The sequence below is a fragment of the Mycolicibacterium sp. MU0053 genome (assembly GCF_963378095.1).
GTDB classification, from domain to species: Bacteria; Actinomycetota; Actinomycetes; order Mycobacteriales; family Mycobacteriaceae; genus Mycobacterium; species Mycobacterium burgundiense.
Window position 1 is genome coordinate 1134245 of sequence record NZ_OY726397.1, and the last position, 23361, is coordinate 1157605.

General features: G+C 68.1%; 24 protein-coding genes. 13 read left to right on the forward strand and 11 right to left on the reverse strand.

What is annotated here, in order from left to right; genetic code table 11:
• Nucleotides 1–31 precede the first annotated feature (31 nt).
• Nucleotides 32–1030 carry an NAD(P)H-dependent flavin oxidoreductase gene (locus tag RCP80_RS05370; protein ID WP_308481350.1) on the forward strand — a complete coding sequence of 333 codons (999 nt, stop codon included), beginning with the start codon at nucleotides 32–34 and terminating at the stop codon, nucleotides 1028–1030.
• Between the two features lie 190 nt (nucleotides 1031–1220).
• Here the strand turns inward: RCP80_RS05370 and RCP80_RS05375 are convergent, their stop codons facing one another.
• Together RCP80_RS05375 and RCP80_RS05380 are read right to left on the reverse strand one after the other, a co-directional pair.
• The gene (locus tag RCP80_RS05375) at nucleotides 1221–1349 is read right to left on the reverse strand and encodes a hypothetical protein (RefSeq protein WP_308481351.1); all 129 of its coding nucleotides are present in this window, start codon (nucleotides 1347–1349) and stop codon (nucleotides 1221–1223) included.
• A 166-nt stretch (nucleotides 1350–1515) separates the two neighbouring features.
• A complete protein-coding gene (locus RCP80_RS05380; RefSeq protein ID WP_308481352.1) occupies nucleotides 1516–2049 on the reverse strand; it encodes a DoxX family protein in 534 nt (177 codons plus the stop codon).
• Between the two features lie 193 nt (nucleotides 2050–2242).
• Between RCP80_RS05380 and RCP80_RS05385 the strand changes: the two genes are divergently transcribed.
• From RCP80_RS05385 to RCP80_RS05395, 3 genes are read left to right on the forward strand one after another with little or no spacing between them, the layout of a single operon-like run.
• Nucleotides 2243–4546, forward strand: coding sequence for an MMPL family transporter (locus tag RCP80_RS05385; protein WP_308481353.1), 2304 nt, complete (start codon nucleotides 2243–2245; stop codon nucleotides 4544–4546).
• Nucleotides 4543–5235: a TetR/AcrR family transcriptional regulator gene (locus RCP80_RS05390; RefSeq protein WP_308481354.1), complete on the forward strand. Its 693-nt coding sequence runs from the start codon at nucleotides 4543–4545 to the stop codon at nucleotides 5233–5235. Before RCP80_RS05385 ends, RCP80_RS05390 begins: the two co-directional genes overlap by 4 nt.
• The gene (locus RCP80_RS05395) at nucleotides 5232–5876 is read left to right on the forward strand and encodes a class I SAM-dependent methyltransferase (RefSeq protein WP_308481355.1); all 645 of its coding nucleotides are present in this window, start codon (nucleotides 5232–5234) and stop codon (nucleotides 5874–5876) included. Before RCP80_RS05390 ends, RCP80_RS05395 begins: the two co-directional genes overlap by 4 nt.
• A gap of 153 nt (nucleotides 5877–6029) precedes the next feature.
• On the opposite strand, the gene RCP80_RS05400 is transcribed toward RCP80_RS05395, so the two are convergent.
• On the reverse strand, nucleotides 6030–6755 hold the full coding sequence (locus tag RCP80_RS05400; protein WP_308481356.1) for an NAD-dependent deacylase: 726 nt from the start codon (nucleotides 6753–6755) through the stop codon (nucleotides 6030–6032).
• 38 nt (nucleotides 6756–6793) lie between these two features.
• Here RCP80_RS05400 and RCP80_RS05405 point away from each other — a divergent pair, with 38 nt between their 5' ends.
• The gene (locus RCP80_RS05405) at nucleotides 6794–7156 is read left to right on the forward strand and encodes an Rv1152 family transcriptional regulator (RefSeq protein WP_308481357.1); all 363 of its coding nucleotides are present in this window, start codon (nucleotides 6794–6796) and stop codon (nucleotides 7154–7156) included.
• Here the strand turns inward: RCP80_RS05405 and RCP80_RS05410 are convergent.
• On the reverse strand, nucleotides 7132–8367 hold the full coding sequence (locus RCP80_RS05410; protein WP_308481358.1) for a PucR family transcriptional regulator: 1236 nt from the start codon (nucleotides 8365–8367) through the stop codon (nucleotides 7132–7134). The two genes, RCP80_RS05405 and RCP80_RS05410, sit on opposite strands and share 25 nt — an antisense overlap.
• Before the next feature lie 122 nt (nucleotides 8368–8489).
• On the opposite strand from RCP80_RS05410, the gene RCP80_RS05415 reads away from it, so the two are divergent.
• Nucleotides 8490–9983: a flavin-containing monooxygenase gene (locus RCP80_RS05415; RefSeq protein WP_308481359.1), complete on the forward strand. Its 1494-nt coding sequence runs from the start codon at nucleotides 8490–8492 to the stop codon at nucleotides 9981–9983.
• A 1-nt stretch (nucleotide 9984) separates the two neighbouring features.
• On the opposite strand, the gene RCP80_RS05420 is transcribed toward RCP80_RS05415, so the two are convergent.
• Nucleotides 9985–10839: a class I SAM-dependent methyltransferase gene (locus RCP80_RS05420; protein ID WP_308481360.1), complete on the reverse strand. Its 855-nt coding sequence runs from the start codon at nucleotides 10837–10839 to the stop codon at nucleotides 9985–9987.
• A gap of 10 nt (nucleotides 10840–10849) precedes the next feature.
• Nucleotides 10850–11368: a DUF1697 domain-containing protein gene (locus tag RCP80_RS05425; protein WP_308481361.1), complete on the reverse strand. Its 519-nt coding sequence runs from the start codon at nucleotides 11366–11368 to the stop codon at nucleotides 10850–10852.
• A 46-nt stretch (nucleotides 11369–11414) separates the two neighbouring features.
• Between RCP80_RS05425 and RCP80_RS05430 the strand changes: the two genes are divergently transcribed.
• Nucleotides 11415–11858, forward strand: coding sequence for a PPOX class F420-dependent oxidoreductase (locus tag RCP80_RS05430; protein WP_308481362.1), 444 nt, complete (start codon nucleotides 11415–11417; stop codon nucleotides 11856–11858).
• A gap of 146 nt (nucleotides 11859–12004) precedes the next feature.
• Complete coding sequence (locus tag RCP80_RS05435; RefSeq protein WP_308481363.1) at nucleotides 12005–12178, forward strand: DUF5302 domain-containing protein; 174 nt, start codon at nucleotides 12005–12007, stop codon at nucleotides 12176–12178.
• Between the two features lies 1 nt (nucleotide 12179).
• On the opposite strand, the gene RCP80_RS05440 is transcribed toward RCP80_RS05435, so the two are convergent.
• Together RCP80_RS05440 and RCP80_RS05445 are read right to left on the reverse strand one after the other, a co-directional pair.
• A complete protein-coding gene (locus RCP80_RS05440; protein ID WP_308481364.1) occupies nucleotides 12180–13493 on the reverse strand; it encodes an acyltransferase family protein in 1314 nt (437 codons plus the stop codon).
• Nucleotides 13494–13570: 77 nt separating this feature from the next.
• Complete coding sequence (locus RCP80_RS05445; protein WP_308481365.1) at nucleotides 13571–13867, reverse strand: DUF732 domain-containing protein; 297 nt, start codon at nucleotides 13865–13867, stop codon at nucleotides 13571–13573.
• 97 nt (nucleotides 13868–13964) lie between these two features.
• On the opposite strand from RCP80_RS05445, the gene RCP80_RS05450 reads away from it, so the two are divergent.
• Nucleotides 13965–14549: an HhH-GPD-type base excision DNA repair protein gene (locus tag RCP80_RS05450; RefSeq protein WP_308481366.1), complete on the forward strand. Its 585-nt coding sequence runs from the start codon at nucleotides 13965–13967 to the stop codon at nucleotides 14547–14549.
• A 76-nt stretch (nucleotides 14550–14625) separates the two neighbouring features.
• On the opposite strand, the gene RCP80_RS05455 is transcribed toward RCP80_RS05450, so the two are convergent.
• A complete protein-coding gene (locus RCP80_RS05455; RefSeq protein WP_308481367.1) occupies nucleotides 14626–15606 on the reverse strand; it encodes an Rv1157c family protein in 981 nt (326 codons plus the stop codon).
• A 37-nt stretch (nucleotides 15607–15643) separates the two neighbouring features.
• Nucleotides 15644–16228: a hypothetical protein gene (locus tag RCP80_RS05460; RefSeq protein WP_308481368.1), complete on the reverse strand. Its 585-nt coding sequence runs from the start codon at nucleotides 16226–16228 to the stop codon at nucleotides 15644–15646.
• A gap of 255 nt (nucleotides 16229–16483) precedes the next feature.
• On the opposite strand from RCP80_RS05460, the gene RCP80_RS05465 reads away from it, so the two are divergent.
• Entirely contained in the window at nucleotides 16484–17698 is a 1215-nt protein-coding gene (locus RCP80_RS05465; protein ID WP_308481369.1) for a mannosyltransferase, read from the forward strand.
• Here the strand turns inward: RCP80_RS05465 and RCP80_RS05470 are convergent.
• On the reverse strand, nucleotides 17652–17945 hold the full coding sequence (locus RCP80_RS05470) for a 4a-hydroxytetrahydrobiopterin dehydratase (RefSeq protein WP_308481370.1): 294 nt from the start codon (nucleotides 17943–17945) through the stop codon (nucleotides 17652–17654). The genes RCP80_RS05465 and RCP80_RS05470 overlap by 47 nt on opposite strands.
• Before the next feature lie 27 nt (nucleotides 17946–17972).
• Between RCP80_RS05470 and RCP80_RS05475 the strand changes: the two genes are divergently transcribed.
• From RCP80_RS05475 to RCP80_RS05485, 3 genes are all read left to right on the forward strand, one after another.
• Nucleotides 17973–18368 (forward strand): (deoxy)nucleoside triphosphate pyrophosphohydrolase, encoded by a 396-nt coding sequence (locus RCP80_RS05475; RefSeq protein WP_308481371.1) that lies wholly within the window; start codon nucleotides 17973–17975, stop codon nucleotides 18366–18368.
• Nucleotides 18369–18453: 85 nt separating this feature from the next.
• Entirely contained in the window at nucleotides 18454–19668 is a 1215-nt protein-coding gene (locus RCP80_RS05480; RefSeq protein WP_308481372.1) for an MFS transporter, read from the forward strand.
• On the forward strand, nucleotides 19665–23348 hold the full coding sequence (locus RCP80_RS05485) for a nitrate reductase subunit alpha (RefSeq protein WP_308481373.1): 3684 nt from the start codon (nucleotides 19665–19667) through the stop codon (nucleotides 23346–23348). The genes RCP80_RS05480 and RCP80_RS05485 overlap by 4 nt, the downstream gene beginning before the upstream one ends.
• Nucleotides 23349–23361: the final 13 nt, after the last annotated feature.

Below are 23361 nucleotides of genomic sequence, written 5' to 3' on the forward strand. Positions count from 1 at the left end.
CCGCGTGCGACGCGAACAGGAGAAAGCACCAGTGGCAATCAAGACGAAGTTCACCGAAGTGTTCGGGGTGGAGCATCCCATCGCTCAGGGCGGTATGCAGTGGGTGGGTCGCGCGGAGTTGGTGGCGGCGGTGGCGAATGCGGGGGCGTTGGGGTTCTTGACCGCGTTGACGCAGCCGACGCCGGCGGATCTGGCCAATGAGATCGCCAAGACGCGGGATCTCACGGATAAGCCGTTCGGGGTGAACCTGACCATCCTGCCGTCGATCAACCCGCCGCCGTATGACGAGTACCGGCAGGTGATCGTGGATGCCGGGATCAAGATCGTGGAGACCGCGGGCTCGAACCCGGCGCCGCATCTGCCGATGTTCCATGACAACGGGATCAAGGTGTTGCACAAGTGCACCTCGGTGCGGCATGCGGTCAAGGCGCAGAGCCTGGGTGTGGACGGCATCAGCATCGACGGTTTCGAGTGCGCGGGTCACCCGGGTGAGGACGACATCCCGGGCCTGGTGCTGATCCCGGCGGCGGCCAACCAGATCGAGATCCCGATGGTCGCCTCCGGCGGGTTCGGTGACGCCCGTGGCCTGGTGGCCGCGCTGGCGTTGGGCGCCGACGGCATCAACATGGGTACGCGGTTCATGGCCACCGCCGAGTCCTGCATCCACCAGAACGTCAAGGACGCCATCGTCGCCGGGGATGAGCGCGGCACCGAGCTGATCTTCCGGCCGTTGCGCAACACCGCTCGGGTGGCCTCCAACGTGGTCTCGCGCGAGGTCGTGCAGATCCTCGACGGCGGCGGTCAGTTCGAGGACGTCAAGGATCTGGTCGCCGGGGTGCGCGGGCGCAAGGTCTTCGACGACGGCGACCTCGACGCCGGCATCTGGACGGTCGGCACCGTGATGGGCCTGATCAACGACATCCCGACCTGTGGCGAGCTGGTGTCCCGCATCGTCACCGAGGCCGAGGAGCTGATCTCCGGCCGGCTCGCGGACATGGTCGAAGACGACGAAGCCGAGTCCGCCGCCTGATCGGACGGCGAAATACGGGACAGGCCTGAGCCGGGCGGCAACGCTCGCGTCTCAGGCCTGACTCGTCCCGGAGCCAAAAAAGCCGATGTCCACCGCGATGGTGGTCATCGGCCTTTTGGCGTCCGGCGCGAAGCCGGCACAGTACCGGCGTCCGGACAGCGGACGAAGGTAGCGCCCGTACCGCAGCGAGCTAGCTCGCTAGTGGCGGGTGTACCTCGTCGAACTGCTCCGAGGTGTCGCCCTCGACCAGGAAATCTCCGTGGTAGAGCGCGTCAAAGTCAATCTTGATGACATCAGCGTTGGTGTCGTCGATCCACATGACACTGAGCGTATTGATAACTATTAAGGAATCATTGAGTCACGACTCGCAATATCATGGCAATTATTACTCCCGGGTAGGGAAAGCTGTGCGCCGTTCGCTCGCCGGCCCCACGATTCCGCTCGTGGGCGGGGTCCGAGGGGCGCACGCTCGCTAAACGTCAAGGTCAGGACCCGGGTGTGGTCAGGTGGATGGGGTTGGTCCCGTTGAGGAACACCCACGTCGCCACGGCCGCGATGATCGCGACCACCAGCAACGTGATCGAGACCAGGCGCGGCCAGTAGGCCCGCCCCCACAACCATTGGTCCATCGAGTAGGTGCCCGCCCCGGTGAGCAGCAGCGCGATGGCGCCGAAGCCGATCAGGAACGGCACGTTGAACGGGGCGGACCAAAACGCGGCCGCGGCGACGTTGACCGCCCACGCGTCGATCATCGCCGCGGTCACCGCCATCGCCGCCAACGGTGTCAGCAGGCCCAACAACAGACCCACGCCGCCGACCGTTTCGGCGGTCGTCACCAGGAATGCGGCCAACTCGGGCATCTTCCAGCCGCTCTGTCTCATGCTGTCGACCACGAACCCGTAGTCGAGCGCCTTCTGCAGGCCGGCCTGCAGGATTGCCGCCCCCACGGCCAACCGCAGTAGCAAAAGTCCCAGATCGCGTCCTGACGTGGAAAAACGGTGATCGAACTCGGTTGTCATGAAAGAAAAGACTAGAAGCGCGGGAGAAAGTAAGCAGACCCGGCGTCGGCTTCCGCCGGGGACTGCGGCACGCACCCCGTTTGGGCACCGCAGGCTGCCTCCGTTAAGTTATCGTCGATAACACACCTGGGGCGCTACAGTGCCGAGGTCAGCGATCGGCGCCGCGGGGGGCCGGCGACGAGAGGGGGTGCCCGTGCTGGGCCGAATCGCCACCATGGCCATCGCCGCACCGCGGCGCATCATCGCGTTCGCGGTGCTGCTCACGATCTCGGCGGCGGTGTTCGGCGTTCCGGTGGCCAAGAGCCTGTCCGCGGGCGGCTTCCAGGACCCGACCGCGGAGTCCTCCGCGGCAGCACGGTTGCTCGCCGAGAAGTTCAACCAGGGCGACATGCAACTGGTCTTCACAGTCGCCGCGCCCGCGGGTGCCGAAAGCCCGGCCGCCCGGGCCGCCGGGTTGGCCGTCGTCGACGCCTTGGAGGCGTCCCCGCACATCGCCAGCGTCACCTCGACCTGGACCGCGCCGCCGGCGGCCATCGCGGATCTGGTCAGCCGGGACGGCAGTACCGGTCTGATCGTCGCGGGCATCACCGGCGGCGAGAATTACGCGCAACGCCACGCCCAGGCACTGGTGGATGCCATTACCGAGGACGTGCTGCGGGCGCATCCGGACATCACGGTGACCCCGGGCGGGCAGGCCATGGTCTACTCCCAGATCACCAAGCAGAGCGAACGCGATCTGCTGCTGATGGAATCGATTGCGATCCCGCTGAGCTTCCTGGTGCTGGTCTGGGTGTTCGGGGGGCTGCTGGCCGCCGCGTTGCCGATGGCGGTCGGGGCGCTGGCCATCGTGGGGTCGATGGCGGTACTGCGGCTGATCACCCACTTCACCGATGTCTCGATCTTCGCCCTCAATCTGACGATCGCGCTGGGGCTCGCCCTGGCCATCGACTACACGCTGTTGATCGTCAGCCGGTACCGCGACGAGTTGGCCGACGGCGTACCCGCCGAACAAGCGCTGGTCCGTACCATGCTGACGGCCGGTCGCACCGTGTTGTTCTCGGCGACCACGGTGGCGCTGTCGATGGCCGCCATGGTGCTGTTCCCGATGTACTTCCTCAAGTCGTTCGCCTACGCGGGCATCGCCACCGTCGCGTTCGCCGCGTTCGCCGCGGTCATCGTGGCGCCCGCGGTGATCGTGGTGCTCGGTCCGCGGCTGAACTCGTTCGACGTGCGGCGCCTGTTCCGGCGGTTGCGCGGCCGCCCGGAGCCGCAGCCGAAGGCCGTCGAGCAGCTGTTCTGGTATCGCTCGACCAAGTTCGTGATGGGCCGGGCCGTGCCGATCGGGCTCGCCGGCGTCGCGCTCCTGCTGCTCGCCGGTGCGCCGTTCCTCGGGGTGAAGTGGGGATTCCCCGACGATCGCGTGTTGCCCAAGGGGGCCTCGGCCCATCAGGTCGGCGACGAGTTGCGCGACGACTTCGCCAACAACTCCGACACCGCCGTCACCGTCGTCGTGCCCGACGCCACGGGGCTGGCGCCGGCCGACTTCGACCGCTACGCCGCGGAACTGTCCCGGGTCACCGATGTCGCGGCGGTGACGGCGCCGACGGGCACGTTCGTCGCGGGCGCCCGGGTCGGGCCGCCGGCGGGGGCCACCGGAATGGCCGACGGCAGTGCATTTTTGACCGTGGCCAGCGACGTGCCGCTGTTCTCCGATACCTCGGAGAATCAGCTCGACGCGCTGCACGCGGTGGCCGGACCGGGCGATCGGGACGTGCAGTTGACCGGCATCGCGCAGATCAACCGCGACAGTGTCAGCGCGATCACCTCCCGGCTGCCGTTGGTGCTCGGCGTCATCGCCGCCATCACCTTTGTGCTGCTGTTCCTGTTGACCGGCAGTGTCGTCCTTCCGCTGAAAGCCCTTGTCCTCAATGTCCTTTCGCTGACCGCGGCATTTGGTGCGCTGGTATGGATTTTCCAGGACGGCCACCTCGGGGCGTTCGGGACCACCCCCACCGGCACGTTGGTGGCCAACATGCCGGTGCTGCTGTTCTGCATCGCCTTCGGGCTCGCGATGGACTACGAGGTGTTCCTGATTTCGCGGATCCGGGAGTTCTGGCTGGCCAGCGGTCGGACTCGGGCCGACAACGACCAGAGCGTCGCACTGGGCCTGGCCCGCACCGGGCGGGTCATCACGGCCGCCGCGCTGGTGATGTCGATCTCGTTCGCCGCACTGATCGCGGCGCAGGTGTCGTTCATGCGGATGTTCGGGCTCGGCCTGACCCTGGCCGTGCTGGTCGACGCGACGCTGGTCCGGATGGTGCTCGTCCCGTCGTTCATGCACGTGCTCGGCAGATGGAACTGGTGGGCGCCAAAGCCGTTGGTGCGCCTGCATGACCGCGTCGGCATCAGCGAGTCCGGCGACCTGTCGACGGTGGGCGCCGGGCGCTCCGCTGACGCCGACGGGGACACCAAGACGACCGGCGCGGGAGCTGGATGAGCAGGCCATCGCTGGAACGCCGTCGACGCGCCCCGCGCGGGTCGGGGGAACAGCTGCGCGTCGAAATCCTCGACGCGGCCACCGAATTGCTGCTTCGCACCGGCAACGCCAAGGACGTCTCGATCCGGGCGGTCGCGCGGCGCGTCGGGGTGACCTCGCCGTCGATCTACCTGCACTTCGCCGACAAGGATGCGCTGCTTGAGGCGGTGTGTGCGCGCTACTTCGAAGCGCTGCACGATGAAATGCAGCAGGCCGCCCAGGACCAGCCGACCACGCTGGCGGCGCTGCGGGCCCAGGGCCTGGCCTATGTCCGCTTCGCCACCGCGACCCCGGAGCTCTACCGCATCGCGACGATGGGCGAGGGCCGCCAGGGCAGCGACGTGGACGCCACGCTGAACTCCTCGGCGTTCGCCCACCTGCGCGGCTCCGTCGAGACGCTGATGGCCGAGGGGCTGTACCCGTCGGGCGATCCGACCCCGCTGACGCTCGAATTGTGGGCCGCCGCCCACGGGGTGGCCGCCATGCTGATCGCCAAGCCGTATCTGCCGTTCGGCGATGCGACGGCATTCGCCGACAACGTGCTGCGGGCGGTGTGCACCGGGCACATGACGCTCGGGATCGTCGGCCCCGACGCCGGCCCAGAGGAAATGATCAGCTGGTTGTTCGACAACAAAGGAGTACATCGATGACGGCATCGCAGGGCCAACTCTCGCATCCGCTGTTCGCTCGGCTGTGGACGGTGATGTCAGCGCACGAAACCGAGGATTTGACCCGGATGCGACAAGCCAACCTGGCCGGTCTCACCGGCCGGGTGCTCGAGGTCGGCGCCGGCACCGGCACCAACTTTGCGCACTACCCCGACACCGTGACGCAGGTGGTCGCGGTGGAACCCGAGGTGCATCTGGTCGACCACGCCAAGGCGGCCGCGGCCGCCGCACCGGTCCCGGTCACTGTCCACGGGCAGGCCGTCGAGACGCTGGCCGACCCCGAACCGTTCGACGCCGTGGTCTGTTCCCTGGTGTTGTGCACGGTGGCCGAGCCCGACGGGGTGCTGGCCCAGCTGTTCTCCCAGTTGCGTCCCGGTGGCGAACTGCGCTATCTGGAACACATCGCCAGTGAAGGTTGGCGCGGTCGACTGCAGCGGTTCGCCGACGCGACGGTGTGGCCGCGGATTTCCGGCAACTGCCACAGTCACCGCCACACCGAACAGTCCATCCGCGCAGCCGGTTTCACAATCGAGACCGCGCGGCGGGAGTGGACCCTGCCGAGCTGGGTACCGCTTCCGGTGGCCGAGTTCGCGCTGGGGCGCGCGGTCAGGCCGACAACCTAGGCCTCGTCCGCACGTGCGTGGGGCCGCGGCTGGCGTCGCTCTCACTTCGAGATTGCATTCTCGGCGACGAGGTTGTCATCAGGGCGGGATCTCGTGGGAATCTCCGCCGCCACGGCAAAGTGAAGGCCATCAGCTCAGTCTCAACGCCGACGGCTACTTTTTCAGCAGGCTCGGTAGCTGCTGCAGCAGCGTGGGCAGCGCCGTGCTGGCGCTTTCGCGCAGCGACACCGTGGCATCGCCGGACAGCGGCGTGGGATCCGGGTTGACCTCCACCACCACGGTGCCCTGGGCCAGCGCCATCTCGGGCAACCCGGCCGCCGGGTACACCACCCCCGAGGTTCCGACCACCACCAGCAGGTCGGCATCCCGCACCGCCGACACCGAGGCTTCCCACGGCTCGTCGGGCAGCGGTTCGCCGAACCAGACGATGTCGGGGCGGATCAGTCCGCCGCAGTCGCACTGCGGGGGTTCGGCCTCCAACCGCGGTTCGGGCATGTCCGGCAGTTCGCCGGTGTAGGCCGAATTGCAGTTGTCGCAGCGAAATTCGAACAGGCTGCCGTGCAGGTGGTGGACCGCGCTGCTGCCGGCCCGTTCATGCAGGTTGTCGACGTTCTGGGTGACCACCGAGACGTCGGCGATCCCGGCGATGCGTTCCCAGTCGGCCACCGCGCGGTGGCCGTCGTTGGGATCCACGCGTTGCACGAGGTGGTGGCGCCACAGGTACCAGGCCCACACCCGCTCCGGGTGGTCGATCCAGCCCTGCGTGCTCGACAGTTCGTAGGGGTCGAACTTGGCCCACAAGCCGTTCTTGTCATCACGGAACGTCGGCACCCCGCTTTCGGCGGAAATGCCGGCCCCGGTCAGAACTGCAATGCGCACCCCACCAAACTAGCGGGCCGTCAGCAATACTGGACAACGTGGAGTTGGGGGAATGGCTCAAGGTCGACGCGCGCGCGGGAACGCCGCTGTTCGACCAGTTGCGCTCACAGATCATCGATGGCATCCGCAACGGCCGCCTGGCGCCGGGCACCCGGTTGCCGACGGTGCGGGAACTGGCCGGACAGCTGGGCCTGGCCGTCAATACCGTCGCACGGGCCTATCGCGAACTCGAGGGCGCGGGTCTGCTCGAAACGCGGGGTCGGTTCGGGACATTCGTGGCACGCGCCGACCCGGCCGACGCCGCGATGGCCGCGGCCGCGCGCACGTACGCCGAGGCGGCCCGCGCGCTGGGCATGGGGCGCGCCGAGGCAATTCGCTACCTGGAAGCCGCGTTGGACTGAGGGTTGCGCCAGCGCACCGCCTCGAGCGCGACCGCCACCTGCACGCTGCGCTCGAGCAACGGACGGGGCAGCAACGTATCGGCGCGGGCGAGCCGCCGCAGCAGGGTATTTCGGTGCAAGAACAGGCGCTGGGCCGCGCGGGAGGCGTTGCAACCCGCGGTCACGAACGTGCGCACGGTGTTCTGAAGTTCGGGCTCGGCGAACTCGAGATCGCCCAGCACCCGGCTGATGAACGCGTTGGCGCGGTCGGCGTCCAAGGTCAGGATCGCGACGTGTTCGATGTCGCCGAACAGCGCGATGCGTTGCGGTGAGTCCAGCCGGGTCATCATCTGCTGGGTGGTGATCGCGCCGAAGTGACTGCGGCGAAAACCCTCCAGGCCCTCACCGGGAACGCCGACCGCGACATGGATCTGTGGCATCGAGTGCAGTGCCGCCCGTAGCTCGTCGGCGTCGAGCGTGCTGCGCCCGGGCGCCCACACCCATCGGGTGGCGCTGCTGGCCAGCACGCTGAGCACCTGGTCGCCGCCCGTGGCCCGGCCGAAGGCCTCGCCGGCCCGGTCGAGGTCGCCCAGGTCGGCCGCGGGGTCGGCGCTCCACAGCACGGCCGCGGTGTGCGTGCCGGTCAGGGCGTAGCCCAGCCGACCCTCGGCCCGGGATCGGGTGATGGGGGCGCCGTCGAGAATCAACGAGACGGTCTCGCGGCGCGTGGCATGGGTGCCGCGGGTGAGTTCGTCACGCTCGGAATCGATCTGGGCGGCAATGGCGGCCAGCGTCGCATCGATGAAGGCGCCGATCGACCGGGAACACACGTCCAGCAACTCGTGCAGTTCGGCGGGTTCGGTGGTCAGTTCGAACGCGATTTCCATGAACCGTCGCCACGCCACCCCCTGCCCCACCCGATAGGCGTCGAGGGCGTAGGCGTCGAACCCGCGGCGGACCAGTTCGCGGGCGATCCCCATCGGTTCGGGACCGGTGTTGGGCGGGACCGGGGCGCCCGGATCACGCAGGTTGGCGGTCGCCCAGAACAGCAGATTGGCCCGGTTGCTGCGACTGACGGCCGCGGCGAGTTCGGGGTCGACGCCGATCGTCGGGTGCGCACCCAGCACCGCGGTGTCGAGTTCGTGCAGCCATTCGGGGTCCGGGTCCAGCACCAGGTGTGCCGATTGCCGGATCAGTTCGCGCACCCGCGCGGACGGCATGGCCCAGGACATGGACTCATGATAGGTGCACTATGCCCCATCGGCAGAGAATCGCGCTGCATATTGACCTCGCCAAGGCGAGTCCCGAACGAGACGATGGTCACATTGCTTCGTTCGGACCGTCAGGAGCCATCATGAGCGCGACCACCACCAGATCCCACGTCGATGTGCTGATCGTCGGTGCCGGCATCTCCGGTCTCGGCGCCGCCTACTACCTGCAGACGCAGCGACCCGGCACCTCGTTCACGATCCTGGAAGCCCGCGGTGCGACGGGGGGCACGTGGGATCTGTTCCGTTACCCCGGCATCCGCTCCGACTCGGACCTGCACACCTTCGGCTACGAGTTCAAGCCGTGGCGCGACGAGGACGCGATCGCCTCGGCGGACAAGATCCTTTCCTACCTTCGGGAGATGGTCGCGGAGAACGGAATCGAACGCCACATTCGGTTTCATCACAAGGTGGTCGGCGCGTCCTGGTGCAGCGACACCGCGCGCTGGACGGTGGACATCGAGCGCGCCGACACCGGCGAGCCGAGCCAACTCAGCGCCAACTGGATCTTCTGCGCCGGCGGCTATTACCGCTACGACGAGGGCTACACACCGCACTTCGCGGGCCGGGACCGGTTCACCGGGCCGATTGTGCATCCCCAGCACTGGCCGGCGGACCTCGACTACACCGGCAAGAAGGTCGTGGTCATCGGCAGCGGCGCCACCGCCGTGACCTTGGTGCCGGCGATGGCACGAACCGCGGCGCGGGTGACCATGCTGCAGCGCTCACCGACCTATGTGATGCCGGTGCCGGCGCGGGACACCTTTGCGAACGCCGCGCAGAAGTTGCTCGGTGCCGACCGCGGCTACGCGCTGGCACGCCGGAAGAACATGCTCAAGCAACAGCTGGTGTACCAGTTCTGCCAGCGCTATCCCGACGCGGCGCGGCGGCTGATCCGCCGAGCCAACGCCAAGCGTCTCCCGGCGGGCTATCCGGTCGACGAGCATTTCAACCCGACGTACAACCCGTGGGATCAGCGGTTGTGTGCGGTGCCCGACGCCGACCTGTTCGCCGCGATCAGCAGTGGCAGTGCCGAGGTGGTCACCGACCGCATCGCGACCTTCACCGAAACAGGTATCCGGCTCGAGTCCGGTCGGGAGCTCGAAGCCGACATCATCGTCACGGCAACGGGATTGAACATTCAGCTGCTCGGCGGGATGACGCTGAACGTGGACGGGCGGCCGGTGGAGCCGGCCGAGAGCATCGTCTACAAGGGCATGATGCTGTCCGGCGTGCCCAACTTCGCCTACGCGTTCGGCTACACCAACTCGTCCTGGACGCTGAAGGTAGGTCTGCTCTGCGAACACCTCTGTCGACTGCTGGCGCACATGGATGCGCACGGCTACGACATCGCCTGCGCCGAGGTCGACCGCGCTGACATGACCACTCGGCCGTTCCTCGACTTCGACGCCGGATACGTGCGACGGGCGGTTGATCGGCTGCCGCGCCAGGGGGACAGCGCACCCTGGCAGACGTCGATGGGCTACCACGACGACGTCAGGCTGTTGCGTCACGACTCCGTGGTGGATCCGCACCTGAGCTTCCGCGCGGCCGTGGCCCAACCCGTCGGGGTCGGCTGACTCAGCCGAACTCCAGCAGTGTGAGCACTCCGCGCAGCGGATGAAACAGCTTCGAGGAGTGGGCCAGCGAGATCAAGCCGTTGATCACCGCGCCGCGGCCGGGTTCCAGCTGGATGTCGCGCACGGACCGCACGCCCGGGAGGTCGATCAGTTTGGCCGCCTCGGTCGGGGTCAGGCTGAACGGCATCGCCGGCACGGTGTACTTCAGACTGGTTCGTAACCAGCCGCGCCGCGACAGACCCGCAAACCATGCCGGCGGCACGTCGAACAGCATCTGCGCGCCCGGAAAACGCTTGGCGCACTCCGCAATCAGGTCAAGCGACTGCTCGGGCTGCAGGTACATCAACAGTCCCTCGGCGGTGATGAACACCCCGGCGGTGGCGTCGACCTGATCCATCCAGCCGTAGTCCAGCGCGGACTGCGCGCGCAACTCGATGCGCGGGGACGCCGGCAGCAGGCGATGCCGGATGTCCACGATCGGCGGCAGGTCCACGGTCACCCACCGGAACCGGGCGCCGGGCAGTGCGGCATCGATGCGCCAGAAGCTGGTCTGCAACCCTTCCGCGAGGGCGACCACCGTAGCATCTGGATGCGTGCTCAGGTACTTCGTGGTCCACCGGTCGAAGGTCTTGGCGCGGATCGACATGTCCTGGCGGGGCGAGCCGAACCGGGAGAAGTCGTAATCGATCGAGTCGAGGAGCCGGATGGCCATCGGGTCGTCGATCACGCCGTCGGGTCGGCCGGCCTCCCTGGCGCGGCCGTAGAGCGTGAGCAGCGCCGTCTCGGAGACGCCGGTCAGTTGAGCCTTGTGCTTCGTCGCATCGTTCTTGATGGCATCGTCACCCGGGGAAGTCACCTCCGCGAGACTACCGGCTGAGCACCTTTCCCAGCGTGCGCAGGTTTCGGGTGGTTGTCGACGACTTGTAGCGCTTCTTGCCCATGGTTCGGCCGACAGCCGAGGCAAGGGTGGCGGCACGGACCACCTGCCAGTACAGCACCCCGTCGCCGCGGGCGATCTTCTCCTCGTCGGTCGGGGGCAGTTCGGCCAACTCGTCGAGCACCTCGGGGTCGGTGACGAACGTGACGTAGGAGTGGTGGCCCTGCATCTCGCGCTCGAATGGATAGGCCTCGTCGACGGCGCGCACGGTGTCGAGGTCGTAGACCAACACCCAGGCCTCGTAGCCGAACGCATCGCGCAACGCCTTTTCGGCCTTGCTCCGCACCGTGCGGGCGGCGGCCCGCGAGTCGAGCACGACGTTGCCGCTGGCAAGCACGGTCGCCACGTTGTCGAAGCCGGCGTCTTCGAAGACCCGTGCGACCTCGGCCATCTTCAGATTCACCCCGCCGACGTTGACGCCGCGCAGGAAAGCGACATAGCGCGTCATGGGTTTGATAGTAGTGAGACCCAGGCCCGGCAAGTAGGCTCTGAACATGACCCGCCAGGTATTCGACGACAAGCTCTTGGCCGTCATCAGTGGCAATTCACTGGGGGTGTTGGCCACCATCAAACGCGATGGCAGACCACAACTGTCGAACGTGTCGTACTTCTTCGATGCGCGCAATCAGGCGATTCAGGTCTCGATCACCGAACCGCGGGCGAAAACCCGCAACCTGCGCCGCGATCCGCGCGCCTCGATCCTGGTGGCCTCCGATGACGGGTGGGCCTACGCGGTGGCCGAGGGCGATGCCGTCCTCACCCCGCCCGCCGGCGACCCGAACGACGAGACGGTCGAGGGGCTCGTCGCGCTCTACCGCAACATCGCCGGGGAGCACCCCGACTGGGACGAATACCGCCAGGCGATGGTCACTGATCGGCGGGTTTTGCTGACCCTGCCGATCTCGCACCTCTACGGCATGCCGCCGGGCATCCGCTGACCTTCCGCACGAGCACACCCCCCACCCCTTTTGCGCGGCCCACCCCTTTTTTGCGCGACCGTGCGTGTCCCCGCCCAACACGCCGGGCAGTCGACGTGTTCTGCGCACGTTCGAGCAGGCGCGAAAGCGGCGTAAGGTTGCCCCCTATGGGCAAGCATGAAATGCCAGAAGACGAAACCAAGAAGAAGTTTCGCGAGGCGCTGGAACGCAAGAATTCGAAGTCCGCGGCGGGTTCCGCACACACCGACTCCGGGCCGAAACCACCCAAGGCGCAGGGACCGGTCGACGGGCGACGGGAATTCCGCCGCAAGAGCGGGTAACTCAGCGCGGCGTGACGGTCGCCGGGACCTTGGTCGCCGACGACGAGTAGCTGAGCAGTCGCGCGCCGATCAATCCCGCGAGCATCACTGCGACACAGGCGATTCCGTCGTCCTTCAAGCCCCACTTCACCGCGGCCAGGATCGCCACGCCGGACAGGCACAGTAGGGTGCCCACCGCCGCGCTGCGGGTACCCGGCGCCGGTGCGACGGCGCCATCCCAGCCCGGCAGCCGATTGTTCTCCAGCGGCCGCAGCGTCATGAACAGCACCAGCACGACTGCGATCACGAGCGCGAGTTGAACGACGCTGAGCAAGACGAAGTGGGGTTCGCCGGGATACCGGTACAGGCCCAGGTAGCAGCACGCCAGGTGGGTGAACAGCAGCGCCGGCATGTGCCACAGGTACAGCGTCATGGCGCCGGAGTTGCCGATCGCGGTCAGCCACCACACCCGCGGTCGCCGGGCCCAGCGATTGATCGCCGGGGCCGCGGCAATCGCGAACGCGCACATCATGATTGCGTGCCCGGCCAGCAGCAGCGACGGCGGCGTCATATTCGCCAGCCGTTGGCCTTCGATGCCGACCAGGCTCACCTCATAGGGCCCGAAGGCCAGTAGCGCCAGGTTGATCCCGACCATCGCGAGTCCGGTCCGCAGGGCGGCGCGCCCGTCGAGCAGGCCGCGCCGGTACGCCACCCCGAACATCCCCGGGATCAACCACACCGCCATGTTCAGATAACCCAGTGGCGCCGCGCCGGGCAGGTGCAGCCGCACCACGTCGACCAGCACCACCATCAGATAGACCGCGAGCACCCCGGCGACGAGCCGCCCCGGGGTGGCGATCCGGTACAGCACCGGAATGGTCGCCAACATCAGCACGTACGCGCCCAGGAACCACAGCAGTTGCACGCTGATCCCGGCGATCGGCTCGTAGACATGGATCGGCAGCAGCGGATGCAATGCCGTCAGCGTGATCGCCCAGAACGCCAGGTAGTAGAACACCGGACGGAACAACCGCGTGCAGCGCTTCATCAGCCAACCGCCCCAGGACGCGCCCGGGGTCCAGGAGGTCACGCTCGCGGCGGCGCCCGCGAAGAAGAACAACGGCATGATCTGCAGCAGCCAGGTCAGCGCCTGAAACACCACCGAGGTGGTCAGCAGGTTGTCCCAGATGAACACCTCGTCGCGGATCATGCTGGTGGCCATGACGGTGTGCCCGGCAACCACCCCGATCAGGGCGCAGATGCGGATGACGTCGATGGCTCGATCACGGTCGGCCGGGGTCTGCGACGCGACCTCGGCGGGTGTGGGAAAGCGCATGCGGCAAATCTAAGCCGTGGTCAGGTAAGTAGAAGTCACTAATTTTCGGGCCGGGCCGGGCCGGGTTCGGCGCCCCGCTACTGCACCGGGCAGGCGTACTTGCGGGCGACATCCATCAACCGCTGGGCTGAGCCCGGACCGATCACGCCTTGCGCGGCGAGTTCCAACCCGATGTATCCGGGAATGCCGCCCACACACGCCTGGTGGGCGACGCGCCACGCGGTGTCGGGATTCAAGTGGAATCCGTTGCGCTCGAGACCTTGCAGGTAGCCGTCGAATTCCGGCGTGCCCTGCGCGGGCAGAGCCGCGGCCGAGCCGGCCAAGGCAACAGCGGTGGCCACCACCCCGATCAGAAGTGCCGTCACACGTCCCATGTCGATCCCCCCTTGAAACCTGTACCGCGATAACCGGCTACACAGTCCCACAGTCCACCGACACCCTCGGCGGAAGGGACCCGCCTAGACTGCAGGCATGGCAAACCTGCAGCTCGCTCAAGATCCCGCGGCGGATGCGCTGCTGGAATCCAACCCGCTGGCCCTGCTGATCGGGATGCTGCTCGATCAACAGATACCCATGGAAGTGGCGTTCGCCGGCCCCAAGAAGATCGCCGACCGCATCGGTGAACTCGACGCGCGCGTGATCGCCGAATACGACCCGGAGAAGTTCGCCGCGCTGTGCGCCGAAACTCCTGCGGTGCACCGGTTTCCGGGTTCGATGTCCAAGCGGATCCAGGACCTGGCCCGCATCATCGTCGACGAGTACGACGGCGGCGCCGCGGCAGTGTGGACCGAGGGCAACCCCGACGGCCGCGAGTTGCTGCTGCGGCTCAAGCGGCTGCCCGGATTCGGCGATCAGAAGGCCCGCATCTTCCTGGCGCTGCTGGGCAAGCAGTACGGCCTGACCGCGCCGGGGTGGCGGGCAGCGGCCGGCGATTACGGCAAGGCCGGCACCCATATGTCGGTGGCCGATGTGCTGGACGCCGAGTCGCTGGGTCAGGTGCGCAGCTACAAGAAAAAGATGAAGGCCCAAGCCAAGGACGCCAAAGCCAAGGCCTGACGACGAGCGCTCACCTGGGTACACCGCGCCCGGCGTGTCGCGTACCTAGATGGCCGCTCGCGCAGGCAGCCCGGGATCAGGGGACGACCGAGGAACCGATGGTCGGCATGAACTGGCACTGCGTGTCGACGGTGGTGACCTGACCGAAGATCGTCGACATGATGCTGCCGGATCCGGTGTCGGCGATGGCCGTGAGCGTGGTCGGTCCCGCCGGGTTGATGTCGTCGCGCGGTTCGAGCGTCGCGCTGCCGGACTTGCCGGTGGTGAGGTTGACCCAGGTGACGTTGAGCGGCAGCTTCTGCTCGTCGGCCGGTGCCGAGGTGCCGACGGCGGTGAACACGTAGGCGGTCTGACCGGGGCCGGGTCCCGGTGTCGGGATGGTCGCCGGTCCGGCGACCGAGATCGCGGTAGCGATCGAGTTGCCCCCGTCGGGCAGGCATCCGTTGCCGATCGACGGATACAGGAAGTCTTGCTTCACCGGGGCGTCCGGGCCGAAGACGGCGGCGCCCTCGGGTGCCGCGGCGGGTGCCGGGGCAGGCGCCTCGGGGGCGGGTGCCGGCGGCGGCGCGGCGGCCTCGGGAGCCGGGGCCGGCGCCGCTTCGGGTGCCGGTGCGGCCGCGGGGACGGCTTCGATCGCGGGACCGACGGCGTGGGCCGGATCGATGCCGGGTGCCAGGTGCGCCGCGGCACCGGGCACCACACCGGCCGGTGGGGTGTGCGGGACACCGGCTGCGGGAGCGGGGGCCAGCGCCCCGGGCGGATCCGAGACGAACTGGCTCACCGCCGCGGCCAGATTATGGGTCTCCGCCGGCGCGTCGCCGTTCTGGGTGAAGGCCGACGCGGCGGCCATCAGCATCTGGGCGGCGTTGGACGGATCGCCCGCGGCCTGCTGAATCGCTGGGCTCAGGCTCTGCATTGCCGACAGACCCGGAGCCTGCAGGCCGTCGATGGGCAGCGGTGCCGGCGCGGCGGGTTCGGCGGCGGCGACACCGGCGAACGTCAGCGCGACCGTCGAGCCGACGACCAACGTGGCGAGCAGGTTCCGGGTCTGCGACATGGGGGAGTCCAATCCTCGAGGAGTCAGCGTGGCGCGATCAGGGCAGTGCGGCGGTGGGGAACAGCGAGGCCAGCGCCGGGGCGGTGGCCGGTGCGGCTGCCGACGGCGTGCCCGCCGCGGTGGCGGCGGCCTGGGCCGGCGTCATGGCGGAGAAGCCGCCGGGCAGCAGCCCGACCAGGTCACCCGGGAAGGACACCTGCTGGGGTAGCGGCACCGGAAGCCCGGGGACCTGCGGCAGCGTGATCTCGGCACCGGGCTGCGGCACCGCCGGCGTGGCCGGCATGCCCGGCAGGGTGCTGGCGGGCACCGTCGGGGCCGTGGCGGGCATGCCCGGCAGCTGCTGCGGCAGATTCACGGAGGCGGTGGCCACCGGCGGCGGGGCGGCCGGCGCCGCCGGGGTGGCCGGGGTGCCGGTGAGGATCGACGCGGCGTTCTGCAGCAGCTGCGGAGCCTTGGCCGGGTCGACGAACTGCTCCACCATGCTCAGACCCGGCACGTTCGGCGCCGGAACTGGCGGTGCCGGGGCGACGGGGTCGGCTTTGGCGATCCCGCCGGTCAACAGTGCGGCGCCGGCGCCGACGACGATTGCGGTGGTGGACAACGCGCTTCTGATTCCTGACATGGCTCCCAATCCCTTGCTTCATGCGGTTGAAGCCGAAGCTACGGTGTTACTGATGAGACTCAAGTGACACGTGTGGCATTTATGCGACCGTTATCGAAGCGAGAGTCGGCTGACACCGCAGGGTCCGCCCCGGGAGGTCCGGGGCGGTTCGCGTCGAATTCACCCCTCAGTGCGGTTCGCCGGCGGGCCCGTCCCGGCCCACCGGGCCGTCCGAAACCCGAGCCCAGACGTTAAAGTCGGCCGATCGACACACTTGTGAAGAACCCGCGGGCAACGCTGCTGCGCCTGGCTCCCGTGCTGTTGCTGGTCAGCATCGCCGCGCGGTTGGCGTGGACGTATCTGGTGCCCACCGGGGCCAACTTCGTGGATCTGCACGTCTACATCGGCGGCGCGCAGGCGCTCGACGTCCCCGGCACGCTCTACGGCTACGTCTACGCCGAGCAGACGCCGGACTTCCCGCTGCCGTTCACCTACCCGCCCTTCGCCGCGGTGGTGTTCTATCCCCTGACATTGCTGCCGTTCGAGGTGGTGGCTTTGGGGTGGACGCTGGGCATCATGGCCGCGCTCTACGGGGTGGTGCGGATCAGCCAGCGGCTACTCGGCCTCATCGGCGGTCGCCGCAGCGCGATGCTGTGGACCGCGGTGGGGATCTGGACCGAACCGTTGCGCAGCACGTTCGACTACGGGCAGGTCAACGTGTTGCTGGTGCTGTGCGTGCTGTGCGCGGTGTACAGCAGCAGATGGTGGCTCTCGGGTCTGTTGCTCGGGCTGGCCGCCGGCGTCAAGCTGACCCCGGCCGTCGGCGGGCTGTACTTCGTGGGCGTGCGCCGATGGGGAGCGGCCGCGTTCGCCGCCGTCGTCTTCTTCGCCACGGTGGGGGTGGCGCTGCTGATCGTGGGCGAGCAGGCGCGGTACTACTTCACCGATCTGCTCGGTGACGCGGATCGGGTGGGCCCGGTGGGCACGTCGTTCAATCAATCGTGGCGGGGCGGCATTTCGCGCATCCTGGGTCACGACGCCGAGTACGGGCCGCTGGTGTTGGGGGCCATCGCGGTGACGGCCGTGGTGGCCTGGCTGGCCTGGCGGTCGGTGGCCGCAGCGCCGGGCGAGCCCGACCGGCTGGGTTTGATCGTGGTGGTGCAACTGTTCGGGCTGCTGCTGTCACCGATCTCCTGGACCCACCACTGGGTGTGGCTGCTACCGCTGATGATCTGGCTTGTCCAAGGTCCGTACCGGTTTCTGCGCGAGGCGCGACTGCTCGGATGGGGCTGGCTCGCCCTGACGCTGATCGGGGTGCCGTGGCTGCTCAGCTTCGCCCAGCCGAGCATCTGGGAGGTCGGCCGCCCGTGGTATCTGGCCTGGGCAGGGCTGGTTTACACCGTGGCCACGGTGGCGACGATGTGCTGGATCGCGGCGCTGCGACTCAGGTTTCCGGGCGGCCGACGATCGAGTCGATATCGCGCGCCATAGCGACATCCTTGTCGGTGATTCCGCCCGCCGAATGCGTCACCAGCGCGAAAGTCACGGTCCGCCAGCGGATGTCGATATCGGGGTGGTGATCCTCGGATTCGGCGTGCTCGGCGACCCGCCGCACCGCGTCGATCCCGTCGAGAAACGACCCGAATTTGATCGAACGGCGCAGCGCCCCGTCCGATCGTTGCCAACCGTCGAGGTCCTTGGCGGCGGCGTCCACTTGTTCATCGGTTAACACAGCCATACTTCGACGGTATACCGTCTCTGGATCATGGCGGTTCAGATCGTTGTCGCCGGCGCCCTGATCGCCGACGGTGCCCTGCTGGTGGCCCAACGTGACCGGCCGTCGGCCCTGGCCGGTCTCTGGGAACTGCCCGGCGGCAAGGTCGCGCCCGGCGAGAGTGATGCCGAGGCGCTGATCCGGGAACTGCGCGAGGAACTCGGCGTGCGGGTGGCCGTCGGCGCCCGGCTGGGTGCCGAGGTGCCGCTGGGCGAGACGATGGCGTTGCGCGCCTACCGCGTCACCTTGACCTCGGGCGACGTCCAGCCGCACGACCACCGGGCGCTGCGCTGGGTGTCGTCCTCGGAGTTGCACTCACTGGCCTGGGTCCCGGCCGACACCGCGTGGTTGCCGGACCTGACGGTGGCGCTGGGTCAGTGCTGCTGAACGCGGTGTGTGCGGTCACTGATTTGGCGCAAAGATTTTCGCCAAACCTCACCCGGGGTCCGGCGGAGGGTGCTTACCTGAACAGGTGACCGCGGCAGCCCCGTCGTCCACTTACGCCGGGCAAGGCGTGAACCTCGCGCTGGCGACTTGGATTTCGACGATCAACTTCTGGGCCTGGAATCTCATCGGCCCGATGTCCACCACCTATGCCGCGGATTTGTCGCTCAGCGCCACCGAGACCTCAATGCTGGTCGCCACGCCGATCCTGGTGGGCTCGCTGGGTCGGCTCGCCAGCGGTCCGCTGACCGATCGGTTCGGCGGCCGGTTCATGTTGATCGCGGTGACCCTCGCCTCGATCCTGCCGGTGCTCGCGGTCGGCTTCGCGGGCAGTATCGGTTCCTATCCGCTGTTGCTGCTGTTCGGCTTCTTCCTCGGCATCGCGGGCACGATCTTCGCCGTCGGTATCCCCTTTGCGAACAATTGGTTCGACGCGTCGCGGCGCGGCTTCGCCACCGGAGTGTTCGGCGCCGGCATGGTGGGTACCGCGTTGTCGGCGTTCTTCACGCCGCGACTCGTCGGCTGGTTCGGGCTGATGGCAACGCATGTCATCATCGCGGCGGCGTTGGCGCTCACCGGGCTGCTGGGCTACCTCATGCTGCGCAACTCGTCGAACTTCCAACCCAACACCGACCCGGTAGTGCCGAAGTTGTTGGCCGCCAGCAAACTTCGGGTCACCTGGGAGATGTCGTTCCTTTACGCGGTGGTCTTCGGCGGTTTCGTCGCCTTCAGCAACTACCTGCCGACCTACATCCGGGCCATCTACGGGTTCGGCGCGGTGGATGCCGGCGCCCGCACGGCGGCGTTCGCATTGGCAGCGGTACTCGCCCGGCCGATCGGTGGCGCGCTGGCCGACCGCATTCCACCGAAGGTGGTGGTGCTCGGGTCCCTGGCCGGCACCGCGGTGATGGCGTTCATCGAGGTCTTCCAGCCGCCGGCGGACTTCTGGTCGGCCGTCAGTTTCACGCTGCTGGCGGTCTTCCTCGGTATCGGCACCGGCGGCGTGTTCGCCTGGGTGGCGGGCCGGGCGCCGGCGAAGTCGGTCGGCTCGGTCACCGGAATCGTGGCTGCGGCAGGAGGTTTGGGTGGCTATTTCCCACCGCTGGTGATGGGCGCCACCTACAACGCCGACGCGAATCATTACACCGTGGGCCTGCTGCTGCTGGTCGTCACCGCCTTGGCCGCGCTGACGTACACGGCGGTTTTCCTGCACAATCGTGAACCGCAGCGGGAGGCATCATGACCACGCATATCGGGGGTCGGCTCGAAGAACTGCTGGCGCGCAGCGGCCGCTTCTTCACCCCGGGCCAATTCTCCGAGGATCTGCGCACCGTCACCCGCCAGGGCGGTCGCGAGGGCGACATCTTCTACCGCGACCGGTGGAGCCATGACAAGGTGGTGCGCTCCACCCACGGCGTCAACTGCACCGGATCCTGTTCGTGGAAGGTGTATGTCAAAGACGGCATCATCACCTGGGAGACCCAGGAGACCGACTATCCCTCGGTGGGTCCCGACCGCCCCGAGTACGAACCGCGGGGCTGCCCGCGGGGTGCGGCGTTTTCCTGGTACACCTACTCGCCGACGCGGGTGCGCTACCCGTACGCCCGCGGCGTGCTGGTCGAGATGTACCGCGAGGCCAAGTCGCGCCTCGGCGATCCGGTGTTGGCGTGGGCCGACATTCAGGCCGATCCGGAGCGTCGCCGCCGATATCAGCAGGCCCGTGGCAAGGGTGGTCTGCTGCGGGTCGGCTGGGCCGAGGCCACCGAGATGATCGCGGCGGCCCATGTGCACACCATCAAGACCTACGGCCCCGACCGGGTGGCCGGGTTCTCGCCGATCCCGGCGATGTCGATGGTCTCGCACGCGGCGGGGTCCCGCTTCGTCGAACTCATCGGCGGGGTCATGACCTCGTTTTACGACTGGTACGCCGACCTTCCGGTGGCCTCCCCGCAGGTGTTCGGCGATCAGACCGACGTCCCGGAATCCGGCGACTGGTGGGACGCCGCATATCTGATGATGTGGGGGTCCAACGTCCCGGTGACCCGGACCCCGGACGCGCACTGGATGGCCGAGGTGCGCTACCGGGGCACCAAGGTGGTGGCGGTCAGTCCCGACTACGCCGACAACACGAAGTTCGCCGACGAATGGATGCCGTGTGCGGCCGGGACCGACGGCGCCCTCGCGATGGCCATGGGCCACGTCTTGTTGACGGAGTTCTTTGTCCGCCAACGCGTTCCATTCTTCGTCGACTATGTGCGCCAGTTCACGGACCTGCCGTTCCTGGTCAAGCTGGAAGAGCGCGACGGCACCCTGGTGCCCGGCAAGAATCTGACCGCCGCCGATCTGGGCGGCGATGTCGCGAGCCAGGAGAACGCCGCCTTCAAGCCCGCCCTGCTCGACGGGGCCACCGACTCGGTGGTGGTGCCGCGAGGGTCACTGGGTTTCCGGTACGGCGACGAGGGCGTGGGGCAGTGGAACCTCGACTTGGGCGACGTGGTGCCCGCGCTGACGGTGGCGCGCGACGGGGGCGAGAGCGCCGCTGTCGCGTTGCCGCGGTTCGACACCCTCGATGGTCACGGCGAGACGCTGGTGCGCGGCGTCCCGGTGCGGCGGGTCGGGGAGTACCGGGTGTGCACGGTCTTCGATTTGATGCTGGCGCAGTACGGTGTGCACCGGCCGGGGCTGCCGGGCGACTGGCCGACCGGCTACGACGACGCCGAGCACCCGTACACCCCCGCCTGGCAGGAACCGATCACCGGGGTATCGGCCGGCCAGGCCATCCGCATTGTCCGCGAGTTCGCTCGCAGCGCCGAGGAATCCGGCGGCCGGTCGATGATCATCATGGGCGCCGGCATCTGCCAATGGTTCCACGGTGACGCCACCTACCGGGCCGTGCTCGCGCTGCTGCTGCTGACCGGTTCGATGGGTCGCAACGGCGGCGGCTGGGCGCACTATGTGGGGCAGGAGAAGTGCCGCCCGGTCACCGGCTGGGCGACCATGGCCATGGCGACCGACTGGTCGCGGCCGCCGCGCCAGATGGCCGGCACGTCCTATTGGTATGCCCACACCGGACAGTGGCGCTACGACGGCTACCGCGCGGACGCGCTGGCCAGCCCGCTGGGCCGGGGCCGGTTCCGCGGGCGGCACACCATGGACGTGTTGGCCTCCGCGACGGCAATGGGGTGGAGTCCGTTCTTCCCGCAGTTCGACCGCTCCAGCCTGGACGTCGCCGACGAGGCGAGCGCGGCGGGCCGCGACGTCGCCGAATACGTGGCCGAGCAACTCGGTTCGGGGGCATTGCAGCTGGCCGTCACCGATCCGGACAACCCGAAGAACTGGCCGCGGGTGCTCAACGTCTGGCGGGCCAACCTGTTGGGGTCCTCGAGCAAGGGCAACGAGTACTTCCTGCGTCATCTGTTGGGGACCACCTCGAACCTGCAGGCGTCCCCGACCCCGGAGGCGTTGCGGCCCAAAGATGTGGCGTGGCCCGAGGACATTCCCGAGGGCAAGCTGGACATGTTGATGTCAATCGACTTCCGGATGACCTCGACCACGTTGCTCTCCGACGTGGTGTTGCCGGCGGCCACCTGGTACGAGAAAGCGGACTTGTCGAGCACCGACATGCATCCGTATGTGCATGCGTTCAGTCCCGCGATCGACCCGCCGTGGGAGACCCGGTCCGACTTCGACGCCTTCGGTGCCGTCGCCCGCGCGTTCAGCAAGCTGGCCGCGCGTCACCTCGGCACCCGCACCGATGTGGTGCTCGGTACGCTGCAACACGATACGCCGGGCGCAATGGCCTATCCCGGTGGTGCCGAACAGGATTGGCGCACCACGGGCCAGACCCCGGTACCGGGTAAGACCATGGGACCGATCGCCGTGGTGGAGCGCGACTACGCCGCCATCGCCGACAAATGGTCGACGCTGGGACCGTTGACCGAGCGGCTGGGTTTGACCACCAAGGGCGTCACCACCCGCCCGGACGTCGAGGTGCAGCAGTTGGCTGCCAAGTTCGGCGTCCTCGATTCCGGTGCTGGGCAGGGCCGGCCCGCGATCACCACGGCCGAACGCATGGCCGACGTCATCCTGGCGCTCTCGGGTACCTCCAACGGCCGGCTGGCGGTGCAGGGATTCCGTGAACTCGAGCACCGCACCGGCCGCGACCTGGTGCACCTCGCCGAGGGCAGCGAGGAGCGGCGCATCACCTATGCCGACACCCAGGTCCAGCCCGTGCCGGTGATCACCAGCGCGGAATGGTCGGGCAGCGAGACCGGCGGTCGCCGCTACGCACCGTTCACGGTGAACATCGAGCACCTCAAGCCCTTTCACACGTTGACCGGCCGGATGCACTTCTACCTCGATCACGATTGGATCGAAGAACTCGGCGAACAACTGCCCATCTACCGGCCGCCGCTGGACATGGCCCGCCTGTTCGGCGAGCCCGCGGTCGGCGCCCGGGACGGCCTCGGCCTCACCGTCAGATATCTGACACCGCACTCGAAGTGGTCCATCCACTCCGAGTACCAGGACAACCTGTTCATGCTGTCGCTGTCGCGCGGCGGGCCGACGATGTGGATGAGCCCACGCGACGCCGAGAAGATCGAGGTCCAGGACAACGACTGGGTGGAGGCGGTCAACCGCAACGGCGTCGTGGTGTGCCGCGCGATTGTGAGCCACCGGATGCCCGACGGCGTGGTGTTCGTCTATCACGCGCAGGAGCGCACCATCGACGTACCGCTCACCGAGACCACCGGCACCCGTGGCGGCATTCACAATTCGCTGACCCGGCTGCTGATCAAGCCCAGCCACCTGGCGGGTGGGTATGCGCAGACGGCGTTCGCGTTCAACTATCTGGGACCCACCGGCAATCAACGCGATGAGGTGACGGTGGTCCGCCGTCGCTCGCAGGACGTCCACTACTGATGCGGGGGATCCG

Excerpts from the sequence above, each read along its gene's own strand:
- RCP80_RS05395 (WP_308481355.1), top strand. The coding sequence starts at position 5,232 with ATGACGGCATCGCAGGGCCAACTCTCGCATCCGCTGTTCGCTCGGCTG.
- RCP80_RS05415 (WP_308481359.1), top strand. The coding sequence starts at position 8,490 with ATGAGCGCGACCACCACCAGATCCCACGTCGATGTGCTGATCGTCGGT.
- RCP80_RS05435 (WP_308481363.1), top strand. The coding sequence starts at position 12,005 with ATGGGCAAGCATGAAATGCCAGAAGACGAAACCAAGAAGAAGTTTCGC.
- RCP80_RS05470 (WP_308481370.1), bottom strand. The coding sequence starts at position 17,945 with ATGGCTGTGTTAACCGATGAACAAGTGGACGCCGCCGCCAAGGACCTC.
- RCP80_RS05390 (WP_308481354.1), top strand. The coding sequence starts at position 4,543 with ATGAGCAGGCCATCGCTGGAACGCCGTCGACGCGCCCCGCGCGGGTCG.
- RCP80_RS05440 (WP_308481364.1), bottom strand. The coding sequence starts at position 13,493 with ATGCGCTTTCCCACACCCGCCGAGGTCGCGTCGCAGACCCCGGCCGAC.
- RCP80_RS05380 (WP_308481352.1), bottom strand. The coding sequence starts at position 2,049 with ATGACAACCGAGTTCGATCACCGTTTTTCCACGTCAGGACGCGATCTG.
- RCP80_RS05425 (WP_308481361.1), bottom strand. The coding sequence starts at position 11,368 with ATGACGCGCTATGTCGCTTTCCTGCGCGGCGTCAACGTCGGCGGGGTG.
- RCP80_RS05375 (WP_308481351.1), bottom strand. The coding sequence starts at position 1,349 with ATGTGGATCGACGACACCAACGCTGATGTCATCAAGATTGACTTTGAC.
- RCP80_RS05450 (WP_308481366.1), top strand. The coding sequence starts at position 13,965 with ATGGCAAACCTGCAGCTCGCTCAAGATCCCGCGGCGGATGCGCTGCTG.
- RCP80_RS05460 (WP_308481368.1), bottom strand. The coding sequence starts at position 16,228 with ATGTCAGGAATCAGAAGCGCGTTGTCCACCACCGCAATCGTCGTCGGC.
- RCP80_RS05445 (WP_308481365.1), bottom strand. The coding sequence starts at position 13,867 with ATGGGACGTGTGACGGCACTTCTGATCGGGGTGGTGGCCACCGCTGTT.
- RCP80_RS05410 (WP_308481358.1), bottom strand. The coding sequence starts at position 8,367 with ATGTCCTGGGCCATGCCGTCCGCGCGGGTGCGCGAACTGATCCGGCAA.
- RCP80_RS05485 (WP_308481373.1), top strand. The coding sequence starts at position 19,665 with ATGACCACGCATATCGGGGGTCGGCTCGAAGAACTGCTGGCGCGCAGC.
- RCP80_RS05455 (WP_308481367.1), bottom strand. The coding sequence starts at position 15,606 with ATGTCGCAGACCCGGAACCTGCTCGCCACGTTGGTCGTCGGCTCGACG.
- RCP80_RS05475 (WP_308481371.1), top strand. The coding sequence starts at position 17,973 with ATGGCGGTTCAGATCGTTGTCGCCGGCGCCCTGATCGCCGACGGTGCC.
- RCP80_RS05430 (WP_308481362.1), top strand. The coding sequence starts at position 11,415 with ATGACCCGCCAGGTATTCGACGACAAGCTCTTGGCCGTCATCAGTGGC.